General features: G+C 68.2%; 16 protein-coding genes. 8 read left to right on the plus strand and 8 right to left on the minus strand.

What is annotated here, in order from left to right:
- Positions 1 to 16: 16 nt before the first annotated feature.
- On the minus strand, positions 17 to 1,009 hold the full coding sequence (locus ACQ3HB_RS01045) for an aldo/keto reductase (protein WP_430916930.1): 993 nt from the start codon (positions 1,007 to 1,009) through the stop codon (positions 17 to 19).
- A 101-nt stretch (positions 1,010 to 1,110) separates the two neighbouring features.
- On the opposite strand from ACQ3HB_RS01045, the gene ACQ3HB_RS01050 reads away from it, so the two are divergent.
- The 4 genes from ACQ3HB_RS01050 to ACQ3HB_RS01065 all read left to right on the plus strand — a co-directional run bounded on the left by ACQ3HB_RS01050 (position 1,111) and on the right by ACQ3HB_RS01065 (position 5,785).
- A complete protein-coding gene (locus ACQ3HB_RS01050) occupies positions 1,111 to 2,139 on the plus strand; it encodes a hydroxyacid dehydrogenase (RefSeq protein ID WP_430916932.1) in 1,029 nt (342 codons plus the stop codon).
- A gap of 294 nt (positions 2,140 to 2,433) precedes the next feature.
- Positions 2,434 to 3,729, plus strand: a complete 1,296-nt coding sequence (locus ACQ3HB_RS01055; protein WP_430916934.1) for an ABC transporter substrate-binding protein — start codon at positions 2,434 to 2,436, stop codon at positions 3,727 to 3,729.
- A gap of 209 nt (positions 3,730 to 3,938) precedes the next feature.
- Positions 3,939 to 4,904 (plus strand): carbohydrate ABC transporter permease, encoded by a 966-nt coding sequence (locus ACQ3HB_RS01060; RefSeq protein WP_430916936.1) that lies wholly within the window; start codon positions 3,939 to 3,941, stop codon positions 4,902 to 4,904.
- Complete coding sequence (locus ACQ3HB_RS01065) at positions 4,901 to 5,785, plus strand: carbohydrate ABC transporter permease (RefSeq protein WP_430916938.1); 885 nt, start codon at positions 4,901 to 4,903, stop codon at positions 5,783 to 5,785. The genes ACQ3HB_RS01060 and ACQ3HB_RS01065 overlap by 4 nt, the downstream gene beginning before the upstream one ends.
- Positions 5,786 to 5,942: 157 nt before the next feature.
- On the opposite strand, the gene ACQ3HB_RS01070 is transcribed toward ACQ3HB_RS01065, so the two are convergent.
- The gene (locus tag ACQ3HB_RS01070) at positions 5,943 to 6,281 is read right to left on the minus strand and encodes a nuclear transport factor 2 family protein (protein WP_430916939.1); all 339 of its coding nucleotides are present in this window, start codon (positions 6,279 to 6,281) and stop codon (positions 5,943 to 5,945) included.
- A 122-nt stretch (positions 6,282 to 6,403) separates the two neighbouring features.
- Positions 6,404 to 6,850: a TetR/AcrR family transcriptional regulator gene (locus ACQ3HB_RS01075; RefSeq protein WP_430916941.1), complete on the minus strand. Its 447-nt coding sequence runs from the start codon at positions 6,848 to 6,850 to the stop codon at positions 6,404 to 6,406.
- 250 nt (positions 6,851 to 7,100) lie between these two features.
- Between ACQ3HB_RS01075 and ACQ3HB_RS01080 the strand changes: the two genes are divergently transcribed.
- Positions 7,101 to 8,555 carry a formylglycine-generating enzyme family protein gene (locus tag ACQ3HB_RS01080; RefSeq protein ID WP_430916943.1) on the plus strand — a complete coding sequence of 485 codons (1,455 nt, stop codon included), beginning with the start codon at positions 7,101 to 7,103 and terminating at the stop codon, positions 8,553 to 8,555.
- Between the two features lie 170 nt (positions 8,556 to 8,725).
- Here ACQ3HB_RS01080 and ACQ3HB_RS01085 read toward each other — a convergent pair whose 3' ends face one another.
- The 5 genes from ACQ3HB_RS01085 to ACQ3HB_RS01105 all read right to left on the minus strand — a co-directional run bounded on the left by ACQ3HB_RS01085 (position 8,726) and on the right by ACQ3HB_RS01105 (position 13,757).
- Positions 8,726 to 9,772: a LacI family DNA-binding transcriptional regulator gene (locus ACQ3HB_RS01085; RefSeq protein WP_430916945.1), complete on the minus strand. Its 1,047-nt coding sequence runs from the start codon at positions 9,770 to 9,772 to the stop codon at positions 8,726 to 8,728.
- 160 nt (positions 9,773 to 9,932) lie between these two features.
- On the minus strand, positions 9,933 to 10,481 hold the full coding sequence (locus tag ACQ3HB_RS01090) for a hypothetical protein (RefSeq protein ID WP_430916947.1): 549 nt from the start codon (positions 10,479 to 10,481) through the stop codon (positions 9,933 to 9,935).
- Between the two features lie 2 nt (positions 10,482 to 10,483).
- Entirely contained in the window at positions 10,484 to 11,407 is a 924-nt protein-coding gene (locus ACQ3HB_RS01095; protein WP_430916949.1) for a carbohydrate ABC transporter permease, read from the minus strand.
- Positions 11,408 to 11,416: 9 nt separating this feature from the next.
- On the minus strand, positions 11,417 to 12,301 hold the full coding sequence (locus ACQ3HB_RS01100; protein ID WP_430916951.1) for a carbohydrate ABC transporter permease: 885 nt from the start codon (positions 12,299 to 12,301) through the stop codon (positions 11,417 to 11,419).
- Positions 12,302 to 12,566: 265 nt separating this feature from the next.
- Positions 12,567 to 13,757, minus strand: a complete 1,191-nt coding sequence (locus ACQ3HB_RS01105) for an ABC transporter substrate-binding protein (RefSeq protein WP_430916952.1) — start codon at positions 13,755 to 13,757, stop codon at positions 12,567 to 12,569.
- A 430-nt stretch (positions 13,758 to 14,187) separates the two neighbouring features.
- On the opposite strand from ACQ3HB_RS01105, the gene ACQ3HB_RS01110 reads away from it, so the two are divergent.
- From ACQ3HB_RS01110 to ACQ3HB_RS01120, 3 genes are all read left to right on the plus strand, one after another.
- Complete coding sequence (locus ACQ3HB_RS01110) at positions 14,188 to 16,293, plus strand: primary-amine oxidase (RefSeq protein ID WP_430916954.1); 2,106 nt, start codon at positions 14,188 to 14,190, stop codon at positions 16,291 to 16,293.
- Between the two features lie 28 nt (positions 16,294 to 16,321).
- Positions 16,322 to 17,506, plus strand: a complete 1,185-nt coding sequence (locus ACQ3HB_RS01115; RefSeq protein ID WP_430916956.1) for an SIS domain-containing protein — start codon at positions 16,322 to 16,324, stop codon at positions 17,504 to 17,506.
- Between the two features lie 413 nt (positions 17,507 to 17,919).
- Positions 17,920 to 18,351, plus strand: coding sequence for a hypothetical protein (locus ACQ3HB_RS01120; protein WP_430916958.1), 432 nt, complete (start codon positions 17,920 to 17,922; stop codon positions 18,349 to 18,351).
- Positions 18,352 to 18,388 lie beyond the last annotated feature (37 nt).

An 18,388-nucleotide genomic window follows, 5' to 3' on the forward strand; every position in this document is an offset into this window, starting at 1 on the left:
GCGGTGCGGCCGACGATCAGCGCGGGTGCGCGTACGTGGCGACGGCCTCCTGCCACCCCGACGGGTCGAGCGGCAGAGCCCGCAGCGCAGAGGTGAGCGATGCCGGGACCTCGATATCGAGGAGCTCGACGGTCGCATCGTGATCCTCCGGCGTCCGCATGCCGACGATCGTGCGGTCGATGCGCGGGTCGTCGACCGAGAAGTGCAGCGCCGCGGCCGCGAGCGGGACGTCGTGCTCGGCGCACAGCCGCGCGGCCTCCCCTGCCGCGGCGACGATCGATGCCGGCGCCTCGCCGTACGCATAGCGATCGGTCCGTGGGGGCCACACCGTGAGCAGCCCGCCGCCGTACGGCGAGGCGTTCGAGACGTGCACCCCGAGCGAGGCCGCGAAGGTGAGCAGCTCGTCGGCGCTGCGGTCGACGAGCGTGTACCGGTTGTGGGTCACGAGCGCGCTGAACAGGCCGGTCTCGAGGTAGCGCCGCATGAGTCCGACCGGACCACCCGCGACGCCGAGGACGCCGATGAGCCCCGCATCCCGCGCTTCGACGAGCGCCGCGACCGGACCGTCGTCGGCCATCGCCTCGTCCCAGGCGACGTTCTCGGGGTCGTGGAGGTACAGCATCGGGAAGCGGTCGAGCCCCAGCCGTTCGAGGCTCTCCTCGAGCGACTGCCGCATCCGCCGGCCGCTGAACTCGCCGGTCTCGGAGTCGCGATCGGCCTTCGTCTGCACGAGGAATCCGTCGGGGACGCCGCCGTATTCACGGATCGCGAGTCCCGCCCGCCGTTCGCTCTCGCCGAGCCCGTAGTTGTTCGACAGGTCGAGCGTCCGGACGTGGGGGCTCTCGAAGAGTCGGTGGACGAGATCGATCGATGTCGCGACGGGGACGTCGAGCCCGGGGATGAACGCGCGCCACGTGCCAGCGCCGGCCGCGAGCCTCCCGCCGTCCGGCGTCGAGCGCGCGGACGCGATCGCCGTCGCGGATGCCTGGTCGGACGGCTCCGTTGCCATACCGTGTTCCTCTCGGGGCTCTGATGCTGCTACATTCTCTGGGAATGCGGTTTCCCGATCTGAGGATACTGCCCCATCGACGATGCTGACAAGGAGTGCACATGGACACGGCACCTGCGAACCATGAGCCACGACGGAGGCCACGGGCCGCGTTCGCGCTCCGCGACGGACTCATCCCCCACCTCTTCTCGGAGGCCGACCTCGACCGCCTCGACGAACTGCTCGACATCCTCCCCGGCGGCCCGCTCAGAGTCATCGATCCGGCCGACGAACGCCTCCGCGACATCGAGGTCCTCATCACCGGCTGGGGCTCCCCCGAGCTCACCCCGGAGGCCCTCGACGGAATGCCGTCGCTGCGGGCGATCCTCCACTCCGCCGGCACGGTCAAAGGGCACGTGCATCCGGAGGCCTGGGAGCGCGGCATCGTCGTCACCTCGGCGGCCGATGCGAACGCCTACCCGGTCGCGGAGTACACGCTCGCGATGATACTGCTCGCCGGGAAGGGCGTGCCCGGCATCATCGCCGACTACACCGAGAACCCCGGTATCGATCTCGGCCGCGACTACCCGGGCATCGGGAACTACCGCAAGCGCGTCGGGATCCTCGGCGCCTCCCGTGTGGGCCGCCGAGTGATCGAGCTGCTCGCGCCGTTCGACTTCGACCTCACGGTGAGCGATCCGTTCCTCGCCGACGACGATCCGATCCTCGCGCACGCACGTCGGCTCGAGCTCGACGCGCTCTTCGCCCAGAACGACATCGTGTCGATCCATGCGCCGCTCCTCCCGTCGACGGTCGGCCTCGTGGACCGCCGGTTGCTCGGGCTGCTCCCGGACGGCGCGACGCTCATCAACACGGCCAGGGCTCCGATCGTGGACCAGGACGCGGTGCTCGATGCCGCGGAGGCGGGCCGGCTGACGGCGATCCTCGACGTCACCGATCCGGAACCGCTCCCCGCGGACCACCCGCTCCGCCGCACGAAGAACATCGTCGCGACCCCGCACGTGGCGGGTGCGCTCGGCAACGAATTGCGCCGCTTGGGCGAGTACGTCCTGGCCGAGGTGGAGCACTACGCGGCAGGCGAGCAGCCGGTCCGCCCGGTCGGAATCAACGATCTGGCGGCGATGGCATGATCACGCTTGACATGCGCCCCACGGCTGCCTATTCTCGTCAGCAGGTCGGGAAAGCGCATTCCGAAACCGATTCCCGGAAACGGGATCACTGATCCGACCCCACGAACCTTCGGCGGGCTCGGGCGACGTCCCCCAAACCCCGAGCCCGTCGAACGGCCAACGCCCCACTGGCCGAACGCCCTCACCGGCACCACCCGACACACCCGCTCCACCCGACACCACCCGCCACACCCGCTCCACCCGACACACAGCACCGTCCGGCCCCGGACACCACCACATCAAAGGAGATGCACCATGAGAAGAGCGATCCTGACCGCTGGCGCGATCATCGCATCGGTCACCATGCTCGCCGGTTGTTCCGCCGGCGGCGGCGCAGCGAGCAGCGACTCTGGCCCCGTCAAACTGACCTTCTGGGACTGGGACCCGGGGATGGAGGACATCGTCTCCGTCTGGAACAAGGCCAACCCGGACATCCAGGTCAAGCTCGCCAACCCGGCCGGCGGCGACGAGCTCGTCAGCAAGCTCATCACGGCCCATAAGGCGAAGAACGCGCCCGACATCACCAAGGTCGAGTACCAGTCGCTCCCCGCCCTCGTCTCCAACGGCGTCGCAGCGGACATCAGCGACTACACGGCCGAATCCTCCAAGGACTTCGGCGCCCCGGCGCTCTCGCAGGTCCAGTTCGAAGGCAAGACCTACGGCGTCCCGCAGGACTTCGCGCCGCTCGTCTTCTTCTACCGCCAGGACGTCTTCGACTCCCTCGGCCTCAAGGCGCCGACCACGTGGGACGAGTACGCGGCAGCCGCGGCGACCATCCACGCGGCGGACCCCACCAAGTACATCGGCACGTTCAGCGCCGGCGACCCGGGCTGGTTCGCAGGCCTCACCCAGCAGGCCGGCGCCAACTGGTGGTCCGCCAAGGGCGAGGACTGGACCGTCGACATCAAGGACGCGCCCTCGACGAAGGTCGCCGACTACTGGCGCGGCCTCATCGACCAGGGCGTCGTCAAGGGCGACCCCTTCTGGTCCGCGCAGTGGAACAAGGAGATGGACGACGGAACCCTCGTCGGCTGGATCTCCGGCGCTTGGGCACCCGCGCAGTTCGGCGGCATCGCCCCCAACACGGCCGGCAAGTGGACGATGACCTCGCTCCCCGCCTGGACCGCCGGCGACAAGACGACCGGCATCTGGGGCGGTTCCGCGATCTCCGTCACGACCGACTCCAAACACCCCAAGGAAGCCGCGAAGTTCGTCAACTGGCTGAACACGAGCGATGAGGCCCTCGCCCTCCAGGTCGAGAAGATCAACATCTTCCCGGCCGCGACGAGCGGTCAGAAGCTCGACGCGCTCTCCAAGCCGCCGGCGTTCATGCCGAACCAGCCCGACTACTACAAGACGATCGCCGACATCGCGACGGGCGCCCGCAGCTTCGACATCTGGGGCCCCAACGCGACCGTCACCTTCGGCGCGTACAAGGACGGCTTCGCTGCTGCGATCCAGAACAACACGTCGTTCTCCGATGTGCTCGGCACGATGCAGGACACGACGGTCACCGACATGAAGAAGCTCGGCTTCACCGTCAACAAGTAGCATCAGCCGCAGTTCCCGTGTCGTCCGGGGAGGAAGCCTCGTTCCTCCCCGGGCGGCCGGTCCGGCCCCAAACCTTCGGTCCCTGAGCCTGTCGAAGGGCCAGCACCACCCCGGCAACACAGCCCCACCCGCACCGCCACCCGCCCAGCCCCACCCGCACCGCCACCCGCCCAGCCCCACCCAGCCCCACCCTCAGTCGAGGAGCGACCATGGCAACAACCACCCCCCAGCGAGCGGCGAGCCCCGCACGCGGCGCCACCCGGAGCGCGCCGCCCACTGCTCGCGGCCCCAAACGCAAGCGCCTGTCGAGCCCGGTCTTCCCGATGCTGCTCGTCGCCCCGGCGATCATCCTGCTGGCGCTCTTCACGGTCGCACCCGGCGTCTACGCCCTCGTCCTCAGCCTCATGCAACGCAAGGTCGGCGGCGGGCTCCTCGGCGGCGGCAGCACGAGCGAGGTCTTCGTCGGCTTCGCGAACTACGTCACCGCCCTCGCCGACAGCGAGCTGTGGGGCAGCCTCGGCCGCATGCTCGCCGTCGCCGTCATCGGCGTCCCCGCGACCATCATCCTCGCGCTCCTCTTCGCCCTCTGCCTCGACGCGAACCGGGCCCGCCTCGTCGGCTTCGCCCGCATCGCGATCTTCCTCCCCTACGCGGTCCCCGGCGTCGTCGCCTCGCTCCTCTGGGGCTTCATGTACCTCCCGGCGACGAGCCCGATCGGCGGAGACGTCATCAACTACTTCGGTTCGAGCCAGATCTTCTTCTCCGTCGCGAACATCGCCGTCTGGGGTGTCGTCGGCTTCAACATGGTCATCATGTACACGGCCCTCCGCGGTCTCCCCAAGGAAGTCTTCGACGCGGCCCATGTCGACGGCGCCAACGAGTTCCAGATCGCGCTCCGCATCAAGCTCCCGATGATCAAGCCCGCCGTCATCATGTGCGCGCTGTTCTCGGTCCTCGGCGGCCTCCAGCTGTTCAACGAGCCGATGACGCTCCGCCCGCTCGCCAACGCGATCTCCTCCACCTGGGTGCCGCTCATGAAGGTCTACACGGATGCGTTCGTCAACGACGACATCCACCAGGCGGCGGCCACGTCGATGATCCTCGTCGTCCTCACCATCGGGGCTTCGGTCCTCGTCAACAGCTTCGGCTCGATCCTCGGAAACAGGAAACGATGACCACCTCGACGCTCACCCCTCCCCGCATCGCCCTCGCCCGCGGTGGCAAACGCACCAACGTGTTCGCGACGACCGTCCTCGTCGTCGGAGCCCTGTACTGCATCCTGCCCGTGCTGTGGATCCTCATCGCATCGACCAAGTCGAGCAGCGAACTGTTCTCGACGACCACGTACCTGCCCTCGTTCACGGGCGGCTTCTTCGAGAACATCCAGCAACTGTTGACGTTCCGCGGCGGCATCTTCGGCCGGTGGGCGCTCAACTCCGTCATCTACGCGGTCGGCGGCGGTCTCGCCTCCACGCTCATCGCTGCGGCCGCCGGCTACGCGCTCGGGAAGTACACCTTCCCCGGTTCGAAGCTCGCGTTCCGTGTCATCATCGCCGGCGTCCTGCTCCCGCAGATCATGCTCGCGATCCCGCAGTACCTGATGCTGTCGCAGGTGGGCCTGACGAACAACTACGCGTCGGTCCTGCTCCCGCTGCTCGTCAGCCCGTACGCGATCTACCTGTGCAAGATCTACGCGGAAGCGTCGGTACCGGACGAGATCATGGAGGCCGCCCGCATCGATGGTGCGTCCGAGTGGAAGATCTTCCTCTCGACCGGCCTTCGTCTGATGGCGCCCGCGCTCGTGACCGTGTTCCTGCTGCAGTTCATCGCCATCTGGAACAACTTCCTGCTGCCGTTCATCATGCTCTCCGACGACTCGATGTTCCCACTCACCCTCGGGCTGTACGGGATGCTGCGCTCGAGCGCTTCACAGGCCGCGCTGTACTCGCTCGTGATAACGGGGACGCTCCTCGCGATCGTGCCCGTCGTCATCCTGTTCCTGTCGTTGCAGCGCTTCTGGCGGGTCGACCTGCTCTCGGGCGGCGTCAAGAGCTAGCGCATGGCCCGGCCCCTGAGCCTGGTGTCACCGGTCCCTGAGCCTGTCGAAGGGCCCTCGAACCCTGCACTTCGACAAGCTCAGCGACCGGAATCAGCCGACGCCCCATGGCCCGGTCCCTGAGCCTGTCGAAGGGCCTCAGACGGCGCGGGACCGCTCAGGAGATGACGAGGGTCGCGATGGCGCCCGTCGGCTCCAGTGTGAATCGCAGCGTGCCGATGCCGTTGAACCGGTCGCTCGAGACGCTCAGCCGGAGGATGTGCGCTTCACCGTCGGCCTGGTGTTCGACGAGTTCGAACTGCGCGCCGACGCCGATGTTGTCGGTCCCGTCCCAGGAGGCGATTCCGTCCCGTCCGGTGAACACCCGACCCCAGTCGTCGAGGGTCGCGTCGGGCGCGAAGGCGTCGAGGAACCGTTCGGCGTCGCCGTCGTTCGTGGCGTCGATGAACTCCTGCAGCGCCTCGGGAAGGGCGGGGGACGTGGGCTGATCGGTCATGTCGCTGCTCCAGGGTCGACGGCTGCCCGCCGCCCGGCGGGACCGGTCCCAGTCTGGCGCGTCGATCACCATTCCGACAGGTCCCATCGGCCCGACCCTTTCTGCCGAGGGGGATGGACGGGTCAGCGGGCGCGGTAGCGGAGTCCGTCGAGGAGCAGCGTGACCATCCGATGCGCACGTGCGCCGTCCTGCGAGGCGGGCGGAGGCACGCACAGGTTCGCGACCGCGCCGAGGAGTTCCATCGGGTCGACGTCTGCACGCACGGACCCTGCCGCTTCGGCACGCTCGAGCAGCATCCTGAGCGCCGGGCCGAGACGCTCTTCGAAGTAGAGTGGAAGCGCGTTGAAGGCGGGGTCGCCCGAGTGCAGGGCCGATGCCAGGCCGTGCTTCGTCGCGATGAACTCGGTGTAGCGCTGCAGCCACAGTTCGAGGGCCTCGTCGGGTTCGTGAGCGGCCACGAGGACCGGCGCTGCAGCGGCGCAGTCGTCGATCTCGTGTCGAAAGACGGCGGCGACGAGATCCGATCGCAGCGGGAAGTGGCGGTACAGCGTCGCCGTGCTCGACCGCATCGACGAGATCGTGCCGCCCGGAACGGATGTCAGCCCGCTCGACATGGCGTACAAGACGCCCGCGATCCTGGACGCTGGCCTGCGTCGTCGCCCCGTCGCCTAGCCCGGCTGCCGAGGGGTCGCAAACTGCGGGTGCCACTCCGGTGAACTCGCAGTTTGCGACCCCTCGGCAGCAGTGACCGGAGGGGCTGGGCCGGAGTGAGCACGGCCAGACGGGTGCGCGATGCGGCACGGAGGAGCATGATGAAGCATGGTCAACGGGGAGACGGCGGGATCCGCAGGCACGGGTGCGGCGGACGGGACGCGCACGGGGCACACCGACCGGACCGACGCGGTGGACAGAACTGACGCCACGGACAGAACTGACGCCACGGACATCGCCCGGGCGACGGACGGAATCGGAACGACGGAGACGACCCGCGCGACTGACGCGACCCATGCGCCCGCGCCGGAGCACGGAGTCCAGCTGAGTGCGCTCGTCACCATTCCGGCCGGCGACTTCCGCATGGGCTCGACCGACTTCTACCCCGACGAAGGCCCCGTGCACACCGTCCACGTCGACGCCTTCTCCATCGAACAGCATCCCGTGACCAATCGGCAGTTCGCCGCGTTCGTCGAGGCGACCGGGTACGTCACGGTCGCCGAACGCGCGCTCGACCCGGCAGACTTCCCCGGCGCGGATCCAGCCGATCTCGTCCCCGGCGCGCTCGTCTTCACCCCGACCGCCGGTCCCGTCGACCTCCAGATGTGGCAGCAGTGGTGGCGATGGCAGCCCGGCGCGAACTGGGCCCACCCGCAGGGTCCCGGCTCCGACATCGACGGCCTCGACGACCACCCCGTGGTCCTCGTGTCCTCCGAGGACGCGAGCAGGTACGCGGCATGGGCGGGGCGCCGACTGCCGACGGAAGCCGAGTTCGAATACGCCGCGCGAGGCGGTCTCGACGGCGCCGCGTTCGCGTGGGGCGATGTCGCGAATCCCGACGGCGCCGTCCTCGCGAACTCCTGGCAGGGCCGCTTCCCCTACCTGAACACGGGTGCGGCGGGGTGGGTCGGCACGTCCCCCGTCGGTTCGTTCCCGGTGAACGGTTACGGCATCGCCGACCTCATCGGCAACGTCTGGGAATGGACCACCGACTACTACCTCGACGGAACGACGCGTGCCGACATCCACGCATCCCACGCGCACGGCGACCCGGGCAGCGGCGGCGATACGGCTCACCGCGATGACGGTCCCGGCGATGCGGCGCAGGACGGCCAGAGTCACGATCACGGGCACGGGCATGCCGCTCGGGATCAGGCGATGGGCAGCGATGCGGCGAGCGGCGAGTCCTGCTGCGCTCCCGCTCGTGGTCCACAGACGATCGCGCTCGGTTCCCGTCCCGTCGACCCCTCAGCAACAGCCCCCGCCGCACCCACCGCATCGACACCGCCATCAACAGCAACAGCAACAGCAACAGCAAGGTCGGCGCCCTCGTCCTCCGCCGCGCATGCGGACTCGAGCTGCACATGCGCTCCCGGCTCCGCGAGCGACGCTCGTTGGGCCGTGGCTTCGACGGCACCGGGCGAGCTGCAGCCGCGTCGGGTCCTCAAGGGGGGCTCGCATCTGTGCGCGCCGGAGTACTGCCTTCGTTACCGTCCAGCCGCTCGCTCCGCCCAGTCGATCGACTCGGCGACCACCCACATCGGCTTCCGCTGCGCCCTCTGACCAGCCTGGGCACCCCGCCCAGGCCCTCCCGGGGCCTTTCCGCCCTGCCGGACCACGCGAGGTGAGGCTTCCGGTGGTTCAGGCGGCCCGAAAACGACCGGAAGCCTCACCTCGCCGGCAGACAGGCAGGAGCGGGGGCGCCGGGGAAGAGGTCCGGGTGAACGAGCGCGCTACAGGAGGGGCGGCGTGCTGTCTCGCAGGATGGGACGGGTCGGGACGATGCGACGGGTGAGCTCACCCTCGGCAGCCGTCGCACGATGGATGGCCTCGTCACCGACCTCATCGAGCGGCACGTGCACGGTCGTGAGGCTCGGGACGACGTCACGCAGCGTCGTGAGGTCGTCGAATCCGGCGACACCGATGCGCGCGAGCACACCCTCACCACGCGCACGGAGAGCGGCGAGCGCACCGAGCGCACCCTCGTCGGTCACGGCGAATACGAGGTCGATGTCGTCCAGCACCTCGTCGCTCAGTTCCTCGATCGACGCGCGCGTACCGGCCCAGGTGAAGTCGGGGCTGATCACCCGATCCGGTGGAACGATGACACCGCTCTCCGCGAATCCGGACACGAAACCGTCGACCCGCTGCTGCATCGCGAGGAGGGGGATGTCGCTCGCGAGCACGAGCGGACGACGGTATCCGAGTCCTGCGAGCTGTACGGCGAGGTCGCGCGCACCCTCGAAGTTGTCGAACGCGACGGTCTCGAACGGCATGTCCGCACGGCTGATGAGCACCACCCGACCACCGGTCTCCTCATACCGACGGAGTTCGGCCTCCACCTCTGATCCGGACGGCGCATCGATGTATCCGCTGCCGGCGAGGATGATCGCGCGCGGCTGCTGGCCGCGGAGTTCCCGAACGAGTTCGAGCTCCCGATCGGCACGCCTCCCGCTCACCGCGACGGACACCCGGAGTCCGGCGGCTTCCGCAGCGCGCATGATCGAGCCGGTCATCGCCGAGAAGTAGGGGTCCGCGATCCCGCTGACGATGAGCGCGATGGTGTGCGATGCGCCGCGCGCGACGGCCTGCGCCGCGAGGTTGGGCGTGTACCCCAGTTCGCGCGCGGCTCCGAGGACGAGTTCGCGGTATCGGTCGTCGACTTTGCGGGCCGATCCGTTGACCACCCGCGATGCCGTCGATTGCGACACCCCGGCCCGTCGTGCGACGTCGGAGAGGGTCACTGGCCTGCGCGTACCGGCATCGTTGTCGAGTTCCACGGGAGCAGGATACCGCTTGCCCGCGTGCGTGGACCGCGTCCGGGCGGGCGCGCCATCGGCTCCGCGGCGGAGTGGCGCCCAGGTGGGGCCCGGCCGCTCGGGGCCGGCGGGCGATTCCGTGATCGTGGCTGGCTCGCACATCAGCGCGCCCCTGCCTGGATCAGTGCCACCCGGCGGCGATGGCGAGGACCATCATGCCGAGCGACGCGGCCGTGACCGCCGTTCCCGCAGCGGCCAGCCGGGGTGCTGCCTCCGCACCCCCGACCGCGATTCCGCGAAGCCCGGACCGGAACACGATCCACGCGGCGAAGACTCCCGATGCCACGAGCACGGCACCCGCGGACGGGGTGCCGGTCGCTGCGCCGGTCGCGACCCCGAGCTGTCCGTGATGCCCGCCGCTCCTCGCGGCGGTGAGCAGCGGAACCGCTGTGATCGCCGCCATCGCGAGCAGGTCGACGACCGAATGGACGTTGGCGGGGAGACGACCGAGCCGGACCCGCACCGCGACGACCGCGGCCCAACCGAGGAACACGAGCACCGCCACGCCGGTCCGCGCGACGGAGTGCCCGCCGATCATCGAGAACGCCATGACGGCGAGCATCATCGTGTGCCCGACGATCCAGTGGGCGAGCCGCAAGCGCTCGGAGGGCGATCGGGCGGCTCCGGCCTCACCGGCCTCCACCGCACCAACGAGCACCCCGCCACTCATCGCTACTTGCCGTACCCGTTACTGAGACCCGCGATGTACTGCCGGGAGAACACGGTGAAGAGGATCACGAGCGGCACGGCGCCCAGCGTGAGTGCTGCGAGGAGCGCCGGGTAGTCGTTCTGAAACTGGCCCACGAACTGCTGCACCCCGAGCGTCACCGTCTGGTTGCCCTTGCTCGGCGCGAGGATGAGCGGGAACCAGAGGTCGTTCCAGACCGGCAGCATGGTGATCGAGGCGACGGCCGCGAGGCCCACCTTCACGATCGGGAGGGTGATCCCGAGCGTCCGCAGCTCACCGGCGCCGTCGATGCGCGCCGCTTCCTTCAACTCGGTGGGGACGGAGCGGAAGTACGTCGTCATGAGCGCGATGGCGAGCGGCAACTGCATCGCCGTGTAGACGAGGACGAGCGAGGTGAGCGTGTCCATGAGCCCCCACGCGATCATCGTCTTGAGCAGCGGGACCGTGCCGAGGCGGATCGGGAGCATGATGCCGAGGACGAAGAAGCCGGCGATGAGCGGGCTGATCCGCACCTTGTACTCGACGAGCGCCCAGGCGGCGAGCGTGCCGAGGACGACCGTCAGCACCACGGTCGCGATCGTGACGATGATGCTGTTCTGGTAGTTCAGGAGGATGTTGCCGCGACTGAACACGTTGATGTAGCCCTGCAGGTTGAACGTCTCGGCGTTCGGCAGCGCGAACGGTTCACCGAAGATCCCCTGCGTCGTCTTGAAGGAGTTCATGACCACGATGAGCACTGGCACGGTGGAGCACAACGCCATGATGATGAGGACGACGTGCACGCCGGCGCCGGTCAGGACGTCGACGGGAGCCTTGCGGCGGGGGCGGGTCTCACCGGGTTCGAGCGTCAGCGGGCGGTTCGATGCGGCGCGCGTTCGCGGCTTCGAGAGGGTGGAATTCTGCGTCATCGGAATGTCCTAGAGCTCGTAGGTCTTCAGTCGGCGCTGCAGCACCCAGAAGTACGCGGCGGTCGTGATGAGGATGATGAGGAAGATCACGGAGGCGACGGTGGCCCCGAGATCGAGGTCGGCGACCTGCCCGCTGGACCCGAAGAAGGTGCGGTAGAAGAGGGTGCCGAGGATGTCCGTGCTGTAGTTGGGTCCCGGTGCCGAGCCGTTGAGGGCGTAGACGATGTCGAAGCCGTTGAACGTCCAGATGTAGGTGAGCACGGCGATGAGCCCGAACTGCGGCGCGATGAGCGGGAACTTCATCCGCCAGAAGATCTTCCAGCCGTTCGCACCGTCGATCCGGGCTGCTTCGATGACGTCGGCGGGGATCGCGAGGAGCGCGGTGTACAGGAACACCATCGGGATGCCCACCCACTGCCAGACCGACATGAGCGAGATCGTGGGGAGCGCCGTCGCCTCGGTGCCGAGCAGCGGGAAGTCGACGAGGCCCCACAGCGGGTTGATGATGAGCCGCCAGACGAATCCGACGATGACGACCGAGAGGGTCGCGGGGATGAAGAGGAGCGTCCGGTAGATCCCGACCGACTTCCGGATCACCCCGGAGGTGAGGAGCGCCGCCATGAGGAGGCCGATCGGCAGCTCCACGATGAGGTGGATGAGGAAGAACTGGAGGCTGTTGAGGAGGGCGTTCCAGAATCGTTCGCTCGTCGTCGGGTTGGTGAAGAGCGTCAGGTAGTTCTCGAACCCGACGAACGCGCTCCCTCCGCCGCTCGAGTCGAAGAAGCTCAGGACGATCGAACTGATGAGCGGGTACACCGAGAACGCCACGTAGACGATCAGCGCCGGCAGCACGAACAGTGCGAGGAGGCGGTAGCGGGTGGCGGTGCGGATCATTCCAGAGCTCTCCGTCGTCGAACAGGGGGAGGTGTGGCTCGGCGGTGCGGGGCTGCATCGCCGATGATGCGTGGATGCCGTGACGTGCTCGCGGCGGGCGGAACGCGAGTTGCGGGTGTGTGCGATGCGGATCCGGTGGGCCGCCCGATGAGGGCGGCCCACCGCATCGCTCCGGCTATTTCGCGGCCGGCTTGTACCAGGAGTCGAGCCCCTTCTGGAGCTCGGCCGTGGCGTCCTCGGGCGAGAGGCCCGAGTTGTACATGAGTTACGCGACGCGCCAGATCTCATCGTCGAGCGGCGGCTGGCCGGCGCTCAGGCGGTCGAGGGCGAGGCGTGAGGTGAGCTCGGCACCCTCCTTGAGACCCGCGAACTCCTGGGCCAGCGGGTCGTCGTACGTGACCGGCTCTTTGCCCATCGAGAAGAAGCCGGGCAGTTTGTTCACGTAGAGCTGCTGGAACTCGGGGGTGCCGAGCCAGTTGAGGAACTCGGTCGCCGCCTCCTTCTGCTTGCCCTTGGCGTTCAGGCCGAAGGCCATGTCTGCCATCTCCTGCTGGTAGCGCTGGCCGCCGGCGACCGCGGGCGGTGCGCCGAAGACGCCGACGTCGAGTCCCGTCGAGGTGACCTGGCTGATCTGCCATGATCCGTCGGGGATGATCGCCGCCTTGCCGAGGGTGAAGAGCTGCATCATGTCCTCGTAGGAGATGGACTCGTAGCCCTTCGGCAGGTATTGCTTGAACGCGTCGAACGCCGTGAAGCCCTCCACGAACGCGGGGTCCGTGAGCTTCTGCGTGCCGTCGATCAGGCCGAGGCGCCCCTCCTCGCCCTTCCAGAAGTTGGGGCCGATCTGGTACAGCATGTTGTACGCGAGCTGCCACCCGTCGGCGGTTCCGAGGGCGAGCGGCGCGACCTTGCCATCGGCGTTGATGGCGTCGAGCGTGGACAGGAATTCGGCCTGGGTCGTCGGGACCTTGAGCCCCAGGTCGGAGAAGATCTTCTTGTTGTAGTAGAAACCGGCGAGGACCGATGCGGTGGGGACGCAGTACGGCTTGCCGTCATCGCCCTCCCATGCGGCGAGCGCGGTCTGGTCGAACGACGAGATGGCGTCGATGCCATCGAGCGAGTCGAAGTAGCCCTTCTCGATCCAGGAGCGGTTGACGTCGAAGGGGCGACACATGATGACGTCCGGGCCGGTGCCGCTGTCGATCTGCGACTGGATGGTCGCGTTGTAGTCGTTGGTGTCGACGGGCGCGTATTCGACCTCGATACCGGGGTGGGTCTTCTGGAATTCGGGGATGATGTCGCTCTCCCACATGGCGGCGTCTTCGGTACGCCACGTGCCGACGACGATCTTGACTGAGTCTCCGTTGCCGCCGCCGCTGTCAGCCGAACACCCGGCGAGACCGAGTCCGATGGCTGCAACGGTGAGGACGGCGAACGGCGCGATTTTCGAGCGCATCGAGTGTTCTTCTCTCCGTGATGGTGAACATGAGGTGACGCGTGCCGGCCAGGGGAGCCAGCGTGTCGTGAGTCGACCGGGGCCGACGTGGTGGTCAGCATAACGAGGTCTCTATGCGGTAACAAGAGGTATTTACCAGATCGAAACAAGCTCGGAATGAATCGGCGTGCTTTCGGTGAACTTCTCGCAATAGGTATGACGTGGTCTCATCGGACTGCGTATTCCGTTTTCCCGGCCGACTGGGCCGCGTACCGGAGCGTGATTCCGGTGATTCGGCTGCCGACCAGGCGAGGAGCCGGTGCCGACGTCGCTCCGCCGGTCCCCACAGAATGGTGGACGCGTATTGGTATGTTGTGGTACCTATTGGTTTACATGTGGATGATCATGTGCGGCTGATCGCACCGACGCGATCGATGATTCGGAGGAAGACATGGGAGTGCAGGAATTCGTCGACGGTGGTTCGAGCGCGGTCCTCGCGACCCTGACGAGCGAGGAGATCGACGCGAACCGTCGCATCCTCGACACGGCGGGACTGGTGAGCGATGACACGCACTTCGCGTACGTCGGCCTCCTCGAGCCGGACAAGCGCGTCCTCCTCGCCGACGGCACGGCCCCACGTCACGTGCGGAGCTTCCTCCTCGACCTCTCCACCGGCGCGTCCCACGACGTCGTGACCGACCCTGCCAGCAACGCCGTCGTCTCCGTCAACGAACTCGACCCGGTGGTCGACGGCGCGGTCCCCGTCGTCCTCCGCGAATTCAGCCTCGTCGAGGAGGTCGTCCACAAGGACGAGCGCTGGCTCGCCGCCATGGCCAAGCGCGGCCTCACCGACGTCTCCACCCTGCGCGTCAACCCGCTCTCCGCCGGCGTGCTCGACGAGAGCGAGCAGGGCCGTCGCATCCAGCGCTGCTTCACCTTCGTGCAGCGCACCCCCGACGATCTCGGTTGGGCGCACCCGGTCGACGGAGTGACCGTCATGGTCGACGTCGTGAGCGGCGAAGTGATCGACGTCGTCGACTACGCAGACCTCCCCGTCCCCCAGGAGGACGGCAACTTCCACCTGGCATCCTGGCGAGGACCCGACCGGACCGGCCTCACGCCCATCGAGATCACCCAGCCTCAGGGTCCCAGCTTCACGATCGACGAGCACGGCGTCCTCGACTGGGCCGGCTGGCGCATGCAGGTCGGCTTCGACCAGCGCGAAGGCCTCGTCTTCCACAACATCTCGATCGCCGACGGCGAGGCGCAGCGCCCCGTCCTCTACCGCGCGTCGATCGCCGAGATGGTCGTCCCCTACGGAGACCCGGCGCCGCAGCGCTGGTTCCAGAACTTCTTCGACTGCGGCGAATACCTCCTCGGCGGCTTCGCGAACTCCCTCGAACTCGGGTGCGACTGCGTGGGCGACATCACCTACCTCGATGCGGTCATCGGCGGCAACGACGGCCACACGCACGTCATCCCCCAGGCGATCTGCATCCACGAGGAGGACGCCGGGATCCTCTGGAAGCACTTCGACAACTGGAACGGATCGAGCGACTCCCGCCGCAACCGTCGCCTCGTCGTCAGCTTCTTCGTGACGGTCGGCAACTACGACTACGGCTTCTACTGGTACTTCGGTCTCGACGGCACGATCGAGTTCGAGGTCAAGGCCACGGGCGTCGTCTTCACGTCCTCATACCCGGGCAAGGGATACCCCTTCGCCACCGAGCTCGCTCCCGGCCTCGGCGCCCCGCACCACCAGCACCTCTTCAGCGCCCGCCTCGACACGATGATCGACGGCCTCCCGAACGCCGTCGATGAGCTCGAAGCCGTCCTCGTCCCCCGCGGTTCCGAGAACCCGTCCGGAACCGGCTTCACACAGCGCGTCACCCGTCTCCGCACGGAGTCCGAAGCGCAGCGCCTGGCCGACAACCGGAAGAACCGCGTGTGGTTCGTCGGCAGCACCGAGGCCACGAACCGTCTCGGCCTGCCCACCGGCTGGGTGCTCTTCCCCGAGGGTCAGCCGGTTCTGCTCGCCGACGAGGAGTCGGACATCCACGCCCGCGCGACGTTCACGTCGAAGCACCTGTGGGTCACGCAGTACGAACCGTCCGAGCAGTACCCGGCCGGCGACTTCGTGAACCTGCACCCGGGCGGCGCCGGCATCCCCGAGTGGATCGCGGCGGACCGCGACATCGACGGCCAGGACATCGTCCTCTGGCACACCTTCGGCCTCACGCACTTCCCGCGCCCGGAGGACTGGCCCGTCATGCCCGTCGACACGACCGGATTCGTCTTCAAACCGCACGGCTTCTTCGACCGGAACCCGGCACTCGACATCCCCGCGAACGACCACTGCGCCGTTCCGGCCGGCGGGCACGAGGGTCACGAAGGACACGCGGGCCATGGAGGACACGACCACGGCGGGCACGACCACGGCGGGCACGATGGCCCGCATGACGGGCGCGGCGGGCACGACCACGGGTCCCCGGCACCCGCCGTCGGCACCGAATCCGACGTGCCCGAGGGCCCGCACGACCACCACCAGCACGGTTGATCCCGGCTGCCAGAGAGAAAGACGACCAGTGGACGGTTACATCAGTTGGGCCGCCGCGCGCGCGGCTCAGGCGGACGCCCTCGGTGACGCGATCGTGCGACTTCGCGCGCAGGTGGAACGAGCACAGGGAAACGGCGCCCTGACGGGTCCTGGCCCCGTGTTCCTCGGTGTCGGGGCGAGTCTCGCCGCCACGAGCGCCGCCGTCTGGGAGCTGCGCGCTCGCGGCATCGATGCGTGGCGATTGGGCGCGGGCGACACCCCGCTCCCCCTCCCCCTCAGCGAGCACCCCATCATCGGGATCTCGCAGAGCGGGCGGAGTACGGAGACGATCGCCGCCCTCGATTCGGTTGCGCCTGCGCTGCGTCTGGCGGTCGTGAACAACAGCGCGTCGCCGCTCGCGGAGCTCGTCGACCTCCGCATCGACCTCGGCGACATCCCGGACAGCTACGCGTCGACGATCGGGTACACGGCGACCGTCGTCGCGCTCGCGATGATCGCGGAAGCGTGGGACGGCGGATCGATCGATCCCGGTTGGGCAGCGTTCCCGGACGTCTTCCGGGCGTTCGATGAGCGCCTGATGCTGGAGGTCGAGCACGCGGCGGCGCTCTTCGTCGGAGCACCGAGCAGCGACTTCGTCGGTGGTGGCGCCTCGGCCGGTTCCGCCGAGGCCGGTGCGCTCCTGTTCCGGGAGGTCGCTCGGATCCCCAGCAGTGCGATGAGCACCCGGCAGTACCTCCACGGCGCGATGGAGTCGGCCGGGGCGGGTGTGCACGTCCTGTTCGGCGGTGCGCGGGAGCTGCAGGTGGGACGGATGCTCAGCGCCTCGGGTCATCCCGTCGTCCTCGTCACGACCGAGGCCGATGCCGCTGAGCTCGGGCTCGGGTCTGGTCTCGGGTCGGGTCTCGGTTCTGTCGGCGGCGCCGGTTTCGGCGGTGGCTCCGGTCTCGGCGGTGGCTCCGGTCTCGGCGGCGGCTCCGGTCTCGGCGGCGGCTCCGGTCTCGGCGGCGGCTCCGGTCTCGGCGGCGGTGTCGAGAACGGTTCGATCGCTGTCATCACGCTGCCCGCGGGGTCCGTGCATCAGCGGAGCATCCTCGAGGCGCTCGTCCTGCAGGTGCTCGTCGAGCGGGTCTCCGGTCTGCTCGGTGTGGACATCGAGGAGTTCGTGTTCGAGAATGACGACACGAAGGTTCCGGCTCCGCAGCCCACCACGTGACTGCCTGCCCGGCGGTCGGCCTCGTCGTCCGCCGGGCCTTTCCCTCTCGGCCACTGCCCCTGTCAAAGCACTCCGGTCACTGCCCCTGTCAACGCACTCCGGTCACTGCCCCTGTCGAAGCGCCCCGCTCACTGAGCCTGTCGAGGTGCCCCTGGTTCGCTCATAACTCCTTCAATTCGCGCATCGTCGGTCGACCGATCGCCGGAATCCCGGGGATCCCCGTCGAGCCGTGCCTCGAATTGAAGGAGTTGTGGTGATGCAACGAGCTGCAGAGCCCGGTCGCTGAGCCTGTCGAGGCGTCCCCCTCACCGCCGAGCCATCCCACCGGTCACTGAGCCTGTCGAAGTGCCAGCAACTGTCCGGTATCCCCTGGCAAGATGAGTGTCGCCCACCTTCGACATCCGGGAGCCCTCATGCACGGTCGACGCTCTTCTCTCCGCACCTTCGGCATCGCCGCCGCCGCCCTGACGGGTGCGCTGCTGCTCGCGGGGTGCTCCGGTGCCCCGTTCTCGAGCGACTACGCTGGCGTTCCGACGAACGCTCCGAACGAGTCGTCGAATGATCCTTCGGCGAACACCCCGGTCGCCGTCTGGACGACCGATGGCACGTCCATCGCGCTCACCACGTTCGGCAGTTCGAGCTGTCCTGCCGCTCCGACGAAGGTCGAGGTCGTGAGTGCCACGAAGCTGTCGATGCCGCTCAAGGCGACCGGTGGCGAGGTTTGCACAGCGGATTTCGCACCGCACACGTATGAGATCCCGAAGCCGGATGGCATCGATGCGTCGAAGTCCATCACGATCGACTTCGGTCACACCCTCACGGCCACCCTCGCCCCGGCATCCTGACCGCCGCCTCTCCCACGCTTCTCCCCGCCCCCCCCGG

This window comes from Plantibacter lichenum, from assembly GCF_050587525.1.
Classification (GTDB): Bacteria; Actinomycetota; Actinomycetes; order Actinomycetales; family Microbacteriaceae; genus Plantibacter.

Coding starts and splice junctions, on each gene's coding strand:
- ACQ3HB_RS01045 (WP_430916930.1), bottom strand. CDS start 1,009: ATGGCAACGGAGCCGTCCGACCAGGCATCCGCGACGGCGATCGCGTCC.
- ACQ3HB_RS01050 (WP_430916932.1), top strand. CDS start 1,111: ATGGACACGGCACCTGCGAACCATGAGCCACGACGGAGGCCACGGGCC.
- ACQ3HB_RS01055 (WP_430916934.1), top strand. CDS start 2,434: ATGAGAAGAGCGATCCTGACCGCTGGCGCGATCATCGCATCGGTCACC.
- ACQ3HB_RS01060 (WP_430916936.1), top strand. CDS start 3,939: ATGGCAACAACCACCCCCCAGCGAGCGGCGAGCCCCGCACGCGGCGCC.
- ACQ3HB_RS01065 (WP_430916938.1), top strand. CDS start 4,901: ATGACCACCTCGACGCTCACCCCTCCCCGCATCGCCCTCGCCCGCGGT.
- ACQ3HB_RS01070 (WP_430916939.1), bottom strand. CDS start 6,281: ATGACCGATCAGCCCACGTCCCCCGCCCTTCCCGAGGCGCTGCAGGAG.
- ACQ3HB_RS01075 (WP_430916941.1), bottom strand. CDS start 6,850: ATGCGGTCGAGCACGGCGACGCTGTACCGCCACTTCCCGCTGCGATCG.
- ACQ3HB_RS01080 (WP_430916943.1), top strand. CDS start 7,101: ATGGTCAACGGGGAGACGGCGGGATCCGCAGGCACGGGTGCGGCGGAC.
- ACQ3HB_RS01090 (WP_430916947.1), bottom strand. CDS start 10,481: ATGAGTGGCGGGGTGCTCGTTGGTGCGGTGGAGGCCGGTGAGGCCGGA.
- ACQ3HB_RS01095 (WP_430916949.1), bottom strand. CDS start 11,407: ATGACGCAGAATTCCACCCTCTCGAAGCCGCGAACGCGCGCCGCATCG.
- ACQ3HB_RS01100 (WP_430916951.1), bottom strand. CDS start 12,301: ATGATCCGCACCGCCACCCGCTACCGCCTCCTCGCACTGTTCGTGCTG.
- ACQ3HB_RS01105 (WP_430916952.1), bottom strand. CDS start 13,757: ATGCGCTCGAAAATCGCGCCGTTCGCCGTCCTCACCGTTGCAGCCATC.
- ACQ3HB_RS01110 (WP_430916954.1), top strand. CDS start 14,188: ATGGGAGTGCAGGAATTCGTCGACGGTGGTTCGAGCGCGGTCCTCGCG.
- ACQ3HB_RS01120 (WP_430916958.1), top strand. CDS start 17,920: ATGCACGGTCGACGCTCTTCTCTCCGCACCTTCGGCATCGCCGCCGCC.